This window comes from Polaribacter tangerinus, from assembly GCF_038024095.1.
Taxonomy (GTDB): domain Bacteria; phylum Bacteroidota; class Bacteroidia; order Flavobacteriales; family Flavobacteriaceae; genus Polaribacter; species Polaribacter tangerinus.
This window is the reverse complement of the sequence record NZ_CP150668.1, coordinates 1,094,768-1,109,438: the sequence shown is the minus strand read 5'-3', so window position 1 is coordinate 1,109,438 and position 14,671 is coordinate 1,094,768. Positions and strand designations below refer to the sequence as shown.

Genomic DNA, 14,671 nt, shown 5'->3' with positions numbered 1-14,671 from the left:
TTTTAAGGGTTTATTTTTTACCTTCAACAATAATTACAATTTCGCCTTTTGGAGGCTTAGCCGTATAGTGTGCTAGCACTTCTGTTGTAGTACCACGTATTGTTTCTTCAAACATTTTTGTAAGCTCTCTAGAAACAGAAATTTGTCTTTTTTCTCCAAAATATGCTTCAAAATGGCCTAAAGTTTTTACCAACTTATGTGGCGACTCATAAAAAATCATGGTTCTTTTTTCTTCAGATAAAAGTAAAAGTCTTGTTTGTCTTCCTTTTTTAACAGGTAAAAAACCTTCAAATACAAACTTATCATTTGGTAAGCCAGAGTTTACCAACGCAGGTACAAATGCAGTTGCCCCAGGAAGGCAGTCTACATTTATATTGTTTTCTACACAAGCTCTGGTTAATAAAAAACCAGGGTCTGATATTGCTGGGGTTCCGGCATCGGAAATTAATGCGCATGTTTCTCCATTTTTAATTCTTTGCACAATTCCGTTCACAGACTTATGTTCGTTGTGCATATGATGGCTGTGCATTTGGGTTTCAATATCGAAGTGTTTTAACAACTTTCCGCTAGTTCTAGTATCTTCTGCTAAAATAAAATCTACTTCTTTTAAAACTTTAATTGCTCTTAAAGTAATGTCTTCTAAATTGCCAATAGGCGTTGGAACAATATATAATTTACTCATTAATTTTTGTGTTGTGTATAGATCAATAGTTTTTTTGTGAAGTAAAAATTACTACTTATTTTTAAATGGATTCGTATTCATTTACTGTAATATCTGCCATAATATTGCCAGTGTGTTTTGTTGAAAGTGGTTCAAATAATAAAATATGCACTTCTTCTTTGGCAACTGGTTTATGTTCTACTTTTTTAGGAACAATATAAAATTCGCCTTCTTTAATAGTAACTACTTTATCTCTCAAGTGCATTTCTAAAGTCCCTTTTTTTACCATAAAAAGTTCGTCTTCATCATCGTGTTTATGAAAAACAAATTCACCTTTTATTTTGGCTAAAAGTATTTGTTGCCCGTTTAATTCTCCTATTTTCTTTGGAGACCAATAGTCTGAAAATAAATTGAATTTTTCTTGAATGTTAATTACGCTCATAAATACAAATTTACAAAACTATTTTGCGTTACCGATTGTAGTGACATCCTTTTTAATGGCTTGTTCGAGTAATGCTGCTTTTTTGCAGCATTATATCGAGAACAAAATTAAAAAGATATAGCGAAAAGCGGGACATTTCTATTTCAGAAATGAACGCCCAAAACATTATTATTTAAATGAAATTGACTAATTTTGCGACTTAAAATTTCTAAATTCCTGCCTCTGTGGGAACAATTGTAGATAGAATTAAATTATAGAAAAATGTATAGAAGTCATTCTTGTGGCGAGTTAAGAAGTTCGCATGTAAATACAGAAGTAACATTGGCAGGTTGGGTGCAAAAATCTCGAGATAAAGGGTTTATTATTTGGGTAGATTTGAGAGATAGATACGGCGTTACCCAGTTGATGTTTGATGAAGAGAGAACACCAAAAGAGATGATGGACAAAGCAAAATCTTTAGGAAGGGAATTTGTAATTCAAGTTACGGGAACTGTTATAGAGCGTGAGTCTAAAAATGACAAATTACCCACTGGAAATGTAGAGGTTTTGGTATCTAAACTAGAAATTTTAAATGCTTCTGTAACGCCTCCTTTTACCATTGAAGATAACACCGATGGTGGAGATGATATTCGTATGAAATACCGATACTTAGATATTCGAAGAAACCCGGTTAAGAATAGCCTTATTTTTCGTCATAAAGTAGCTATGGAAGTACGAAAATATTTGTCTGATCAAGATTTTATAGAAGTAGAAACACCTTATTTAATAAAATCTACACCAGAAGGAGCAAGAGACTTTGTGGTGCCTTCTCGTATGAATGAAGGTCAGTTTTACGCTTTGCCACAGTCACCTCAAACATTTAAGCAACTATTAATGGTAGGTGGAATGGATAAGTATTTTCAGATTGTTAAATGTTTTAGAGATGAAGATTTACGAGCAGATAGACAACCAGAATTTACACAGATAGATTGTGAAATGGCTTTTGTAGAGCAAGAAGATATTTTAAATATTTTTGAGGGCTTAACACGTCATTTACTAAAAGAAGTAAACAATGTAGAGGTAGAAAAGTTTCCAAGAATGTTGTATGATGATGCCATGCGTTTGTACGGAAATGACAAACCAGATATTCGTTTCGGAATGGAGTTTGCCGAGTTAAATGAGGTAACCCAGCATAAAGATTTTGGAGTATTTAATTCGGCAGAATTAGTGATTGGAATTGCAGTTCCTGGTGGAAATGCATACACTAGAAAAGAGATAGATAATTTAATAAAATGGGTTAAGAGACCACAAGTTGGAGCACTTGGTATGATATATTGTCGTGTGCAAGAAGATGGTTCTTTTAAATCTTCTGTAGATAAATTTTACGATCAAGAAGATTTGGCTAAATGGGCTGCAAAAACTGGTGCAAAAACGGGCGATTTAATTTGTGTGTTATCTGGCGAAACTAATAAAGTTCGTGCGCAATTGTCTGCTTTAAGAATGGAATTAGCAGAACGTTTAGGATTGCGAGACCCAAAAGTATTTGCACCGTTGTGGGTAATTGATTTTCCGTTATTAGAGCTCGACGAAGAAACAGGAAATTACCATGCTATGCATCATCCGTTTACATCACCTAAGCCAGGTCAAATAGAATTGTTAGATACAAATCCAGGAGCAGTAAAGGCTAATGCTTATGATTTGGTTTTAAATGGAAATGAAATTGGCGGAGGTTCTATTAGAATTCATGACAAGAAAACACAAGCAACCATGCTGAAGCACCTTGGTTTTTCTGAAGAAGAAGCCAAAGCACAATTTGGTTTTTTAATGGATGCTTTTGAATACGGAGCACCACCTCATGGAGGCTTGGCTTTCGGATTAGATAGATTAGTAGCCATTTTAGGAGGTCATGAAACGATTAGAGATTTTATTGCTTTTCCAAAAAACAACTCGGGTAGAGATGTGATGATAGATGCACCGGCTTATATACATAATGAGCAGCTACAAGAGTTGCATCTAAAATTAAATGTTAAAGAACCTACATAAAAATATTTTAATTTATTTAGACACCTTCATAGTTTATAATCTTTTAAATATCAGTAAAATACTATTGAGGTTTTAGGTTTTTTTTAAGTACTTTTATGCATAAATTTAATATTTAAAATTTATTTAGACTCTTCATTTAATAGAATGCCAAACAACTACAAGTTATTAAAGAAACTGTTAATTTGGAGATATAAACATATTTCTGAAAGACAATTTGTTTATGTATTAAGTGTTTTAGTAGGTTTTTTAGCAGGTGTTGGTACCTTTATTTTAAAAGATTTAACTTTTTTAATTGAGGCATTATTAGAGGGAAAGTTTATAAAGCAATACCATTATAGCCTTTACTTTATTTTTCCTATTATTGGATTAATTCTGGTATTTTCTATAAAAAAATTTATTATTAAAAAAGAAATAGGACATGGAATTTCAACCACCTTACATGCTATTTCTAGAAGAAACGGAATTATAAAAAGGTATAAAATTATTACCTCTTTAATTACAGCACCAATTACAGTTGGTTTTGGTGGCTCTGCAGGTTTGCAAGGTCCGGCTGTAAGTACTGGAGCAGCATTGGGTTCTAACGTTGCTCAGTTATTTCATATGAATGCCAAAACTAGAATGCTACTAATAGGCTGTGCAACAGCAGGTGCAATGTCTTCTATGTTTCAAGCGCCAATTGCGGCTATTATTTTTGCAGTAGAAATTTTTAGTTTAGACTTAGCATTTGCAAGCTTAGTTCCGTTACTTTTAGCATCGGTTTCTGCAGTAATAACCTCTTATTTTTTTACAGGAACCGATGTATTGTTTGGTTTTAAGTTAGTAGATGTTTTTCAGGTAGAAGATATTCCGTTTTATATATTTTTGGCTTTCTTAACAGGTGTTGCATCTGTTTATTTTTCTAAAATGTATTTTGCAATTACTACTTTTTTTGAACGTTTCGAAAGTCCGTTTAAAAGGTTGGTAATTGGTGGTTTTGCCATCGGCATTATGTTGTATTTAATTCCTCCCTTGTATGGAGAAGGATACGGGTTAATTAATAACTTATTAAATGGAAACACTGCATTAGCTTTAAAAGATATACCGTATAATATTGACTTTAATAATGCTTATTTGGTAGTTTTAATGTTGTTAATAATTGCTATTTTTAAAGCTATTGCTATGACTACTACTTTTGCAGCAGGTGGAGTTGGTGGTATTTTTATACCCACTATTTTTATGGGTGCAGCTTTAGGAAATGCCACTTCAAAAATTATAAATCAGTTAGGCTTTTCTGTTTCAGAATCTAACTTCACTTTAATAGGAATGACCGGTTTAATGGCAGGAGTATTACATGCACCTTTAACTGCTATTTTCTTGATTGCAGAAATTACAGGAGGTTACGAATTATTTGTACCTCTTATGTTGGTAGCGGCTATATCATTCGCCTTTACTAAATATTTTGTCTCTAATTCTATTTATACCGTTGAATTAGCAAAAAAAGGACAATTAATTACTCATAACAAAGATAAAAATGTACTGATGTTAATGCGAATAGATGCATTAATTGAAACAAATTTTAAAATTATACAACCAGAAATGACTTTTGGTGAAATGTTAAAAAAAGCAGTTGCTAAGTCTAAAAGAAATATTTTTCCGGTACTTGATGCAGATAAAAATTTTTTAGGAATTGTTTTGTTAGATGATATTCGGCCAATGATGTTCGACCAATCTCAATACAACGAAACGTATGTTTCTAATTTTATGAAGTCTGCACCAGCTATTATTTTTGATGATGATTCTGTAGAAATGGTTATGAAAAAATTTAAAGAGAGTGATGCATGGAATTTACCCGTTGTAAAAGAAGGTGTATATTTAGGATTTATTTCTAAGTCTAAATTACTAACAGCTTACAGGAACAAATTAATAGAAGTAACACATTAATCTGTTTTTTTTAAGAACTGAACTACTAAGTCAGGAAAATCTGTAAACACTCCATCTACATTTGCAGTTATAAGAAGCGTTTCCATCATTTCATTAAAACTTTTAAAATCACCAAAATCATCTGCTCTTAAAGTATACGGATGCACTTTTAAACCCAATTCGTGAGCAGCTGCTACTAATGAAGTCGGTTCCCATTTTTGTTGTTTGTTTTTTAAAACAACTTGTTTGTACCATGGGCCTATACCATCTGCATATGTTGCAAAATGAGTTAATTTTTTTGTCTCTTCTGGGTGCTCAATTAGTTGTACAAGAAATAAATTTGATGTAAATTCTTTACGAATTCTCTCTAGTTCTTTGGCGTTAAAGCATTGTAAAATACAATTATCTGCTTTAGAAGTATAACCGTATTTAGAGAGTATGTTAAGCACAATTTTACTGATATCTTTTCCTTCTTTTTGATGAAATTTTGGCGCTTTAATCTCTGGATATATTCCTATATTTTTTCCAGTGCTTTTGTTTAACCCTTTAATAAGTTCAATCTCTTCAGACAAAGAATGCAATCTAAAAGTTCCTTTATTTTTTGGAAAGCGATTCGGATAGACTTGTTCTCCCGTTATAGGATTAAATCTTTCAACAACTTTTAGCTCTTTTAACTCGTTGTATGTAAAATCGATTACATAAAAACGATTATCTACTCTTTTTCGTTCCGGGTATTTTTCGGCTACATTAGTTACATCATCTAAATAAATATCGTGTATTACAATGGGTATATTATCTTTACTTAAAACCAAATCTTGTTCTATATAATTTACATTCATCCCAAATGCCATTGCTTTAGATTCTAAAGTGTGTTCTGGTAAATAACCAGAAGCACCTCTATGTGCAATTACTATTTTTTTTGTCATAGTGGTGGTTTTATTTACTGGTTTGCATGATATTATTATGAGAGATAATAACCATAAAAATAAAGGATAGTTTTTACAACTCATTGCTATTTTTTAAATGAAATTACTATTTGTATATTCTATAAAGATATACTTTTTGTAATTTTGTTTTATGAAGATATTATTAAAAATTTTATTTGCTATTTTTTTTATTTGGATTGCTATGGGTATTTATTTTGTAAATACTACTAAAGAAAATGCAGAAGTTATTATGGGACTCTGTATTTTATATTTTTCGTTTATATGTATGCCTTTATTTATTTATTACAGGTATAAAGATGGAAAGTATAAAAAGTATATTTTAAATGACGAAAAAATAAGAAAAGCTTTTAAACAACAAGATAAAGATTAATTATTTTTTTTAAGATAAGCATATACAGGAAAGTGATCTGAAAATCCGCCCTGATACCAAGGTCCAATATAGGTTCTAAACGGGCTGCCCTTTAGTTTTCCTTTGTACACTTTTAGCCATTTTTTATTAAATACTTCGGCGTGCTTAAAATAGAATTTTCCATAATCTTTCTCTAAAAAATTATTAGAGAATAATATTTGGTCAAATAAATTCCATTTTCCCTCGTACGTTACACTTCCTTTTTTATTTTTATCTAACAAAGATTTCATAGGGTTAAAAAAACCTTCTTTTATTAATAACTGTATACTTTTACTCTCAGGATTATCATTAAAATCGCCCATAATAATTATTTTGGCGTTATAATGTTTGTCTCTAATATTTTCTACTATTTTATTTACAGTTACTGCTGCTATACCTCTTTTAGGAGCACTTTCTTTCACTCCTTCTCTTCTAGAGGGCCAATGGTTTACTAATACATGAACTAATTCTCCTTGTAACTTCCCAGTAACTTTTAAAATATCTCTTGTGTAATCTCTATCTCCTTTTTCATTTTCTAAAAGTACTGGGTGCGTTTCTGAGCTTATTAATTCAAAAAGTTGCTTATTATAAAGCAAAGCAACATCAATACCTCTTTCGTCTGGAGAATCGTAATGAACAATTCCTAGATGATGTCTTCTCAACGCTTTTGAGTTCGTTAAATCTCGCATAACTTTAATGTTTTCAACTTCTACCAGGCCAATAATGGCAGGCATTTTTTTACTGTGTTTAATTCCCAATTGAGAAATAACACTTCCTAATTTTTTTATTTTTAGCGAGTAACGTTGTAAGTTCCACTTGTTCTTTCCATGAGTGGTAAAATGATCATCAAAAGTAGTAGGGTCATCTTTGGTGTCGAAAAGATTTTCTACATTATAAAAGGCAATAGTTACGATTGAGTTTGCCTTTTTAGTTGAATTAAAGAAAGAAAACATATGTTCATTTTTAGTAAAAATACACAATTATTTATCAGTAATGTTTTCTCTAAAGGTTTTGTTAATTTTTAATAAAAATACGTTAAAAATTTGTTTTACACTCATTAATAAAAGTATTACTATTATATTTGCATGAGAAACATTGAGTTTTTTCATTAAGTTAATTTGGTTGATTGATTTTTTTGGTGTCAAATTCGTTTGGCACCAATTTTTTTAAAACAAAAAAAATAGTAAATTACTTAAAAAAAAACCTTTTTTCACACTCCCCAACTAAATGATTTGATTATTAATAATACCTAAGTAATGTTTACAAATAAATAAACATTAGAAACTTTAAAATTATTTATATGAAACATCAATTAGCAGCTTTAATTTTTTTAATGGGTTCATTTCACATTTTTTCTCAGGTAGATGAGAACAAACTGGGTGCTTGGTATATGTATTTTTATAATCATCAATTTAACAATTCTCAATGGGGTATTCAAGGTGATTTTCAATACAGAGATTGGCAAGTTCTCGGAGACAAAGAGCAGTTGTTATTGCGTTCGGGAATTACCTATAGGCCCACAAATACAAACATACTATTTACGGCTGGTTTTGCAAATATTACTTCAGGTGTTTTTGGGAGTTCAGATGATTCTACTAATGAAAATAGAATTTATCAAGAAGCACTTATTCCTCAAAAAATAGGAAGACAAATTTTTATTTCACATCGTTTTCGATTTGAGCAAAGATTTGTAGAAAATCAAGATTTTAGAACCCGTTATCGTTATAACCTCTTTTTAAATATACCATTTAATAGTAAAAATTTAAGTGCAAAAACAATTTATGGCGCATTTTATAATGAGCTATTTATAAATGGTCAAAAACAAGTATCTAAAACCAATTCTGTAGAAATATTTGATAGGAATAGAAGTTATTTTGGTCTTGGTTACGCACTACGAAAACAGCTTAGATTTCAGGTTGGTTATATGATTCAAACCACCAATAATTGGTCTAAAGGTCAGTTGCAGTTTAGTATGCATCATAATTTTTAATTTTAATTTTAACCCTAATATATCATGACAAACATTTACAAGTATGTATCAATTTTAGCGATGTCTATTTCTTTGATAGCATGTAACGGCAATCAAAAATCATCATCCGAAAGTAAATCACCAATTAGTGTGAAACAAACACCAGTAAAAAGTATTTTAACTGCTGAAGAACAAAAGAATATGACACCCGATGAGATTATCGGCAGATTAAAAAAAGGGAATGAAAATTTTGTAAGTAATAATCTTACACAAAGAGATCATTCTTCTCAACGACGAATGGCTACTATTGGTCAGTACCCTAAGGCAATTGTACTCTCATGTGTAGATAGTAGAGTTCCTGTAGAAGATGTTTTTGACTTAGGAATTGGAGATATTTTTGTAGCAAGGGTAGCTGGTAATATAGAAAATGCAGATATTGTTGGCTCAATGGAATTTGCAACTGCAGTAGCAGGTTCTAAAGTAGTTATTATAATGGGCCATACTGCTTGTGGTGCAGTAAAACATGCTATAGATAATACAGATGCAGCATCTATGGAAATGAACTCTCTACAAAATTTATTAAATGAAATACAGCCATCTGTAGCAATGACAGAAAAAAATGGCGAAGTTTCTTCTAAAAATGTTGCTTTTACAAACAGTGTTATTCATAATAATGCCTTAAAAACTGTCGAAGATATTAGACTAGCATCACCTAAAATGGCAAGTTTAGAAAAAGAAGGTAAAATAAAAATAGTTGCTGCAGTTTATGATATGGAAACAGGAAAAGTAAATTTCAAATAAATTTTAGCTGTTTAATTTAATTTTTTAAAGAGTATTAATGCAAATTAGTACTCTTTTTTTTGTTTTCAATTTGTAACCAATTTAAATTTAATTTTACTGAATTAAGTAGATTTTTATATTACAATTTTTAAAATTTGTTCCTGTTCTATATGCTATTTACAATTCAAAACTTTGTATTTTTGTAGTCTATGATAGACGCAATAGAAGCCATTTCAGAGAAAGCTGTATTAATAGGAATTATTACTCAGCAGCAAGACGAAGCTAAGTCTGAAGAATATTTAGATGAGCTAGAATTTTTAACTGCTACTGCGGGAGGTGTTCCTGTAAAACGTTTTGTGCAAAAAATGGAAAGGCCAAATCCTAAAACTTTTTTAGGAACTGGTAAGCTAGAAGAGGTAAAAGCATTTATAGCCACTAACCATATTGGAACAGCTATTTTTGATGATGAACTTTCTCCGGCTCAGTTAAGAAACATAGAGAAAATTTTAGATTGTAAAATTTTAGATAGAACAAATTTAATTCTAGATATTTTTGCTCAAAGAGCTCAAACTAGTTCTGCGAAAACTCAGGTAGAATTGGCACAATGTCAATATTTACTTCCGAGATTAACTAGACTTTGGACGCACCTCGATAAGCAAAAAGGAGGTATAGGAATGCGTGGTCCTGGAGAAACGGAAATTGAAACAGATAGACGTATTATTCGAGACAAAATAGATGTTTTAAAAAAGAAGCTTGTAACCATAGACAAGCAAATGGCGGTTCAGCGAAAAAACCGTGGCAAAATGGTTCGAGTGGCATTGGTTGGATACACAAATGTGGGAAAGTCTACATTGATGAATGTAATTAGTAAGAGTGATGTTTTTGCTGAAAATAAACTTTTTGCAACCTTAGATACTACCGTTAGAAAGGTAGTTATTAAAAACATCCCTTTTTTAATGACCGATACAGTTGGTTTTATTAGAAAACTACCTACACAATTGGTAGAATCGTTTAAATCGACATTAGATGAAGTAAGAGAAGCCGATTTGTTATTGCATGTAGTGGATATTTCACATCCAAATTTTGAAGACCATATTGCTTCTGTGAACACTATTTTAACAGATATAAAATGTGTAGACAAGCCAACTTTAATGGTTTTTAATAAGATTGATGCTTACAAGCACGAGACAATTTCTGATGATGATGTGCTTACAGAAAAAACAAAAGCACATTACACCTTACAAGATTGGAAAAAAACATGGATGAATGACAAAGATCAAAACGCAATTTTTATATCGGCCTTAAATAAAGAGAACTTAGAAGATTTTAAAGAAACTACTTATCAAGAGGTTAAGAAAATTCATATTCAGCGTTTTCCTTATAACGACTTTTTGTATTATGAATATACCCCAGAAGAATAATAAAAAGGCTAAAGTTGTAAAACTTTAGCCTTTTTAGAATATAAACTTAAAAAAGTTTAATACTAATTACTCTTCCTTTTTATCGTCTATTACGCCCATTTTCTCGGCTCTTTTTTTCCAAGATTTTCTTGCCAATGCCTGCAAGTCTGCAACAGTATCACTTTCATCCATTATTTCTAATCCTAATAGCGTTTCAATTACGTCTTCTTGAGAAACAATACCACTCACCGAACCGTATTCATCTACCACCAAAGCAATGTGTTCTTTTTCTTGAATAAGTTTGTCAAACAAATCGGGTATCGATAATTCTCTATCAGTTACTACTATATTTCTTTTTATGGTAGCAAGGCATTCTTCTCCTTTACCATTTATAATCGCTTCTAATAAATTAGCTTTTAAAAAATAACCGGTAATATTATCAGGATTGTCTGCAAATACAGGAATTCTTGAGTATCTGAGGTTTTTATGATTGTTATAAAAGTTGGTAATTGTTTCTTGTTCATTTGCAATTTCTAATACAGACCGAGGTGTCATTACATCAATAACTTTTACTTCTTTAAAGCCTAGTAAATTTCTAATAACCTTACTTTCATTTTTTTGAAATACGCCTTCTTTTTCAGCCATATCTGCCATTACTAAAAAACTTTCTCTACTTAAAATACTTCCATGACCTTTGCCACCAATAAGTTTAGTGGTTAACTGTAAAAGCCATAAAATACCAGAGTATTTTAAAGGGAAAATCATAATTTTTAATGCTTTTGCTGTAAAATGAGCTAATTGTTTCCAATAAGTAGCACCAATGGTTTTTGGAATAATTTCTGAGGCTACCAATATTAAAACAGTCATAATTGTAGAAACCAACCCAACCATTACATCTTCGGTAATTCGAAAACCAAATATGGTTTGTTCTGTACTACCATACATTTCTGCATAGGCAACTTTTGCTTGTACACCCACAAGAATTGCACCTACGGTGTGTGCAATTGTATTAATTGTTAAAATAGCAATAAGTGGTTTGTCTACATCTTTTTTAAAAGTTTCTAACTGATGCGCATACTCTAAACCCTCACTTTTTTTTAGGTTGATAAAAGTTGGAGAAATGCTTAAAAGAACAGCTTCTAAAATAGAGCATAGAAAGGAAAAAAATATTGATACAGTAGCAAAAATTACTAGAAGTGTCATGAAGTATGATTTAGTTTACAAAAATAGGTAAAATTTGAATATGATAATTTTATCATTGTAATATTGATTTCTTATAATTAAGAGTTCGTAAAAACAGTTTAAATATACAAAAAAAAGCCTCAAGAATTGGTACTTGAGGCTTTCTATATTAGTTACCTAATTCTTACAGGTTATAGTTTAAACCAAATACCCAGTATGTTTGTAATTTATTATCTACGGTATCAAATGTTGGTGCTGCAGGTGCAGGGAATACTGTGCTAGAGTCAAAATTTACAAGCGCATTGTTTAGCGCCTCTTGTTTGTTGTTTCTTAAGCCAAACTCAAAACCAACACCTATTCCTTTCCAAATTGTGTATCCGAAAGAATTTGTCCAAGTCCAGTTAGATAGGTTACTGTCTTCGTAACTTTGAAAAATAGAAAGGTTCGATTTTACACTTAGTTTGTGATAGCTAGCAGTGTAATCTGCTACTATTTTTGCACCTACAGAAGAGTTAAAAGCTGTGCTATTGTTACTAAAAACAAAGTTGTAGTTTCCAGGATGCATCACAACAACTAGCCTTTCTGTTGGTGTCCAAGTTAAACCGGCACCTAAATCTAAATAACCAGGGTCATTAAAATTATCTAAAATGGTGGTTCTATATTCTCCCAAAGCAGAAAGTGCCCATTTTTTATTTAACCTTTTACCATATAAAGAGGTTATAGAAAATACATCGGTTGCAGATTCAAATTTATCGCTGTCTGTAGCAATATCTTTATTGTCTATTTTTACCCAACCTAAATTTACTGTTCCAGAGTTTCTCCAGAAATAATCTTCTTTAATTAAGTTTGCATAGGCATTTACTGTAATTCCAATATTACCGGCAGAAGTATTTGGAGCCGTTCTTGCATACCAATTGTTAAAACCAGATAAACTTGCCCCAATAGTACCAAAAGCACCAATTCTCCATCCTGGTAATGCATCTATTTTAGATTGAAGCGCATCTACTTCACTTTGTAATTTTGCTATTTGAGCTTTTTTAGGCGCTTGTTCTTTTTTTAATTCTTCTTCAGTTTGTGCGTTTACAGTTAAACCGATAAACATACATACGAATAGTATTGATATTTTTTTCATTTTTAAATTTTAATAATTTGTTATTACGTCTTTTTTAGACAATTTATTTTTAATAAGTCACTTTTTCGTGAAAACTATAGTTTAGACCTAACCCAAAAAGTTGTCTAAACTGAATTCTTGTAGAGGTATCATCATCCATAATGGTATGAAATGTCATGTGCATTTTTATATTTTCGTTTACTTTAAACCGAATATTTGTTTGATAATCTGTATCTATGTTTCCAACATTTGCTAGGTAATCGGTATACATGGTTAAAATATTTTCCATTTCTACATTTTCCATGATGGTAAATTTAAAGTATCCAGAAAGGTTAAAACCTAAACTGAATGCTGTATTTCTACCTTCTTTGACACCGAATTTACCTGAAAAAAAATCGCTAACAAAAGTATATCTTGCGGTAGAAGGTGCAATGTTTAAGCTTAAATCATCCGACTTTTTCCATAACATTCCGGGTCCTAAACTTAAAAATGCGGGAGAAAGAAAGTCTGATACCAAAATTTTTGGTTCTGCTTTATAATTATAACCTTCGGTATATTGTGTTCTAAAGTTTCCAATAAAAGAAAAGAACCAATTTCCTTTTGTTTTTAATCCGAATAAGGTGTTTAGCTCAAAACGGTCGTCGGTTTTACGATATCCTTTTTCGCTAATGTAACTTAAACCATATCCAGTAATAATACGAGTATCCCAGTTTACATTTTTCTTTTTGTAGTTAAAGTCATAATTAACATTAATGTTACCAGCTACAGTATTTTGTCCACCAGAGGCCCAATTTGTAAATGAAGATTGGTTAAAGATAAAAGCGAACCGTCCATGAATTTTCCATTTAGGTGTTTTTTTAATTTCTTTTGTTTTCTCTTGACTAAAAGTTAGTGTAGTTGTAATTAATACAAATAAAAAAAGTAACAGTCTCATTATTAATTTTTTAAAAGGCAAAAATACTATTATCTCACAAAGGGCAAAATTATTTTTTCCTTTTATAAATAGGTACTGTAGAACAGGCCTCGCCAAACATAATAGATTTTGCTATTGGTGCTAGCTTTTCAATTAACAAAGAGTATGCCGAAGTAGGAATTGGTTTTTCTGCGCATCCTTTAATAATAACAGGTTTTTCTGTAAAATTACTAAAATCTATAAAGTTTAAAAGTTCTTGGTATATAACTGTTTCTAATAGTTCTAAATTTCCAATAACTACCTTATTAGCAAAAGCATTTAGTTCTGCTGCAACAAGCATATAAGCCCAAGAAGGTATAATGGCGTCTACGGAACAAGTTACCGCTACAAAAGTATTTTTGTACTGAGACCAATCATGATTTTTTACATGAGCTCTAAAGTCTTTTTCTTTTAATATAATTTCTTGAAAAAGCCATTCTTTAATATCAAACAACACTCTTTTTCCTTCTGGATATATCTCTTCGAGATCGAAGGTTTTTAGATTGCTATTGGCTACTCTATTTATAATTTCATCTGCCATTTTAGTACTCTTTTCTTTAAAAAAGTTGAATTGTTACAGGATTTATTTTAAAGCATTCCTAACTCTAATTTTGCTTCTTCACTCATCATTTCAGAAGTCCAGGTAGGATCGAATGTAATTTCTACTTCACAATCGTTTATTTCTTTTAGAGATTTTACTTTTTCCTCTACATCTCTTGGTAAACTTTCTGCAACTGGGCAGTTAGGAGAGGTAAGAGTCATCAATATTTTAGCATTATTTTCTTCAGAAACAAAAACATCATAAATTAACCCTAATTCATAAATATCAACCGGAATTTCTGGGTCATAGATAGTTTTTAAAACTCTTACAATTTTATCTCCAATTTCTTCAAGTTCTTTGTCTGTCATGTTGTTGTT

At 31.0% G+C, this 14,671-nt stretch carries 15 protein-coding genes; 6 read left to right on the top strand and 9 right to left on the bottom strand.

What is annotated here, in order from left to right:
* Positions 1-10 precede the first annotated feature (10 nt).
* A complete protein-coding gene (gene rsmI / locus WHD54_RS04930) occupies positions 11-682 on the bottom strand; it encodes a 16S rRNA (cytidine(1402)-2'-O)-methyltransferase (RefSeq protein ID WP_088324088.1) in 672 nt (223 codons plus the stop codon).
* Positions 683-743: 61 nt separating this feature from the next.
* Positions 744-1,103 (bottom strand): cupin domain-containing protein, encoded by a 360-nt coding sequence (locus tag WHD54_RS04925; protein ID WP_088324089.1) that lies wholly within the window; start codon positions 1,101-1,103, stop codon positions 744-746.
* A 261-nt stretch (positions 1,104-1,364) separates the two neighbouring features.
* On the opposite strand from WHD54_RS04925, the gene aspS reads away from it, so the two are divergent.
* Both aspS and WHD54_RS04915 read left to right on the top strand, forming a co-directional pair.
* Positions 1,365-3,125: an aspartate--tRNA ligase gene (gene aspS, locus WHD54_RS04920; RefSeq protein ID WP_088324090.1), complete on the top strand. Its 1,761-nt coding sequence runs from the start codon at positions 1,365-1,367 to the stop codon at positions 3,123-3,125.
* A gap of 144 nt (positions 3,126-3,269) precedes the next feature.
* Entirely contained in the window at positions 3,270-5,045 is a 1,776-nt protein-coding gene (locus WHD54_RS04915; RefSeq protein ID WP_088324091.1) for a chloride channel protein, read from the top strand.
* Here WHD54_RS04915 and glpQ read toward each other — a convergent pair.
* On the bottom strand, positions 5,042-6,034 hold the full coding sequence (gene glpQ, locus WHD54_RS04910) for a glycerophosphodiester phosphodiesterase (RefSeq protein WP_088324092.1): 993 nt from the start codon (positions 6,032-6,034) through the stop codon (positions 5,042-5,044). The two genes, WHD54_RS04915 and glpQ, sit on opposite strands and share 4 nt — an antisense overlap.
* Positions 6,035-6,101: 67 nt before the next feature.
* Here glpQ and WHD54_RS04905 point away from each other — a divergent pair, with 67 nt between their 5' ends.
* Entirely contained in the window at positions 6,102-6,341 is a 240-nt protein-coding gene (locus WHD54_RS04905; RefSeq protein WP_088324093.1) for a hypothetical protein, read from the top strand.
* Here the strand turns inward: WHD54_RS04905 and WHD54_RS04900 are convergent.
* The gene (locus WHD54_RS04900; protein WP_088324094.1) at positions 6,338-7,312 is read right to left on the bottom strand and encodes an endonuclease; all 975 of its coding nucleotides are present in this window, start codon (positions 7,310-7,312) and stop codon (positions 6,338-6,340) included. The two genes, WHD54_RS04905 and WHD54_RS04900, sit on opposite strands and share 4 nt — an antisense overlap.
* A 347-nt stretch (positions 7,313-7,659) precedes the next feature.
* On the opposite strand from WHD54_RS04900, the gene WHD54_RS04895 reads away from it, so the two are divergent.
* The 3 genes from WHD54_RS04895 to hflX all read left to right on the top strand — a co-directional run bounded on the left by WHD54_RS04895 (position 7,660) and on the right by hflX (position 10,529).
* Positions 7,660-8,349: a DUF2490 domain-containing protein gene (locus WHD54_RS04895; protein ID WP_088324095.1), complete on the top strand. Its 690-nt coding sequence runs from the start codon at positions 7,660-7,662 to the stop codon at positions 8,347-8,349.
* A 24-nt stretch (positions 8,350-8,373) separates the two neighbouring features.
* Positions 8,374-9,129, top strand: a complete 756-nt coding sequence (locus tag WHD54_RS04890) for a carbonic anhydrase family protein (protein ID WP_088324096.1) — start codon at positions 8,374-8,376, stop codon at positions 9,127-9,129.
* A gap of 188 nt (positions 9,130-9,317) precedes the next feature.
* A complete protein-coding gene (gene hflX, locus WHD54_RS04885; RefSeq protein ID WP_088324097.1) occupies positions 9,318-10,529 on the top strand; it encodes a GTPase HflX in 1,212 nt (403 codons plus the stop codon).
* Positions 10,530-10,595: 66 nt separating this feature from the next.
* Here hflX and WHD54_RS04880 read toward each other — a convergent pair whose 3' ends face one another.
* From WHD54_RS04880 to WHD54_RS04860, 5 genes are all read right to left on the bottom strand, one after another.
* Positions 10,596-11,711 (bottom strand): CNNM domain-containing protein, encoded by a 1,116-nt coding sequence (locus tag WHD54_RS04880; protein ID WP_088324098.1) that lies wholly within the window; start codon positions 11,709-11,711, stop codon positions 10,596-10,598.
* 163 nt (positions 11,712-11,874) lie between these two features.
* A complete protein-coding gene (locus tag WHD54_RS04875) occupies positions 11,875-12,822 on the bottom strand; it encodes a DUF3078 domain-containing protein (RefSeq protein ID WP_088324099.1) in 948 nt (315 codons plus the stop codon).
* Positions 12,823-12,871: 49 nt separating this feature from the next.
* Positions 12,872-13,735, bottom strand: coding sequence for a DUF3078 domain-containing protein (locus WHD54_RS04870; RefSeq protein ID WP_088324100.1), 864 nt, complete (start codon positions 13,733-13,735; stop codon positions 12,872-12,874).
* A gap of 49 nt (positions 13,736-13,784) precedes the next feature.
* The gene (locus WHD54_RS04865) at positions 13,785-14,294 is read right to left on the bottom strand and encodes a DUF2480 family protein (protein WP_088324101.1); all 510 of its coding nucleotides are present in this window, start codon (positions 14,292-14,294) and stop codon (positions 13,785-13,787) included.
* Positions 14,295-14,341: 47 nt separating this feature from the next.
* Positions 14,342-14,662 carry a DUF59 domain-containing protein gene (locus WHD54_RS04860; protein ID WP_088324102.1) on the bottom strand — a complete coding sequence of 107 codons (321 nt, stop codon included), beginning with the start codon at positions 14,660-14,662 and terminating at the stop codon, positions 14,342-14,344.
* Positions 14,663-14,671: the final 9 nt, after the last annotated feature.

Bases quoted from the DNA above. Each gene is read 5' to 3' on its own strand.
- rsmI (WP_088324088.1), bottom strand. From the start codon at position 682: ATGAGTAAATTATATATTGTTCCAACGCCTATTGGCAATTTAGAAGAC.
- WHD54_RS04925 (WP_088324089.1), bottom strand. From the start codon at position 1,103: ATGAGCGTAATTAACATTCAAGAAAAATTCAATTTATTTTCAGACTAT.
- aspS (WP_088324090.1), top strand. From the start codon at position 1,365: ATGTATAGAAGTCATTCTTGTGGCGAGTTAAGAAGTTCGCATGTAAAT.
- WHD54_RS04915 (WP_088324091.1), top strand. From the start codon at position 3,270: ATGCCAAACAACTACAAGTTATTAAAGAAACTGTTAATTTGGAGATAT.
- glpQ (WP_088324092.1), bottom strand. From the start codon at position 6,034: ATGAGTTGTAAAAACTATCCTTTATTTTTATGGTTATTATCTCTCATA.
- WHD54_RS04905 (WP_088324093.1), top strand. From the start codon at position 6,102: ATGAAGATATTATTAAAAATTTTATTTGCTATTTTTTTTATTTGGATT.
- WHD54_RS04900 (WP_088324094.1), bottom strand. From the start codon at position 7,312: ATGTTTTCTTTCTTTAATTCAACTAAAAAGGCAAACTCAATCGTAACT.
- WHD54_RS04895 (WP_088324095.1), top strand. From the start codon at position 7,660: ATGAAACATCAATTAGCAGCTTTAATTTTTTTAATGGGTTCATTTCAC.
- WHD54_RS04890 (WP_088324096.1), top strand. From the start codon at position 8,374: ATGACAAACATTTACAAGTATGTATCAATTTTAGCGATGTCTATTTCT.
- hflX (WP_088324097.1), top strand. From the start codon at position 9,318: ATGATAGACGCAATAGAAGCCATTTCAGAGAAAGCTGTATTAATAGGA.
- WHD54_RS04880 (WP_088324098.1), bottom strand. From the start codon at position 11,711: ATGACACTTCTAGTAATTTTTGCTACTGTATCAATATTTTTTTCCTTT.
- WHD54_RS04875 (WP_088324099.1), bottom strand. From the start codon at position 12,822: ATGAAAAAAATATCAATACTATTCGTATGTATGTTTATCGGTTTAACT.
- WHD54_RS04870 (WP_088324100.1), bottom strand. From the start codon at position 13,735: ATGAGACTGTTACTTTTTTTATTTGTATTAATTACAACTACACTAACT.
- WHD54_RS04865 (WP_088324101.1), bottom strand. From the start codon at position 14,294: ATGGCAGATGAAATTATAAATAGAGTAGCCAATAGCAATCTAAAAACC.
- WHD54_RS04860 (WP_088324102.1), bottom strand. From the start codon at position 14,662: ATGACAGACAAAGAACTTGAAGAAATTGGAGATAAAATTGTAAGAGTT.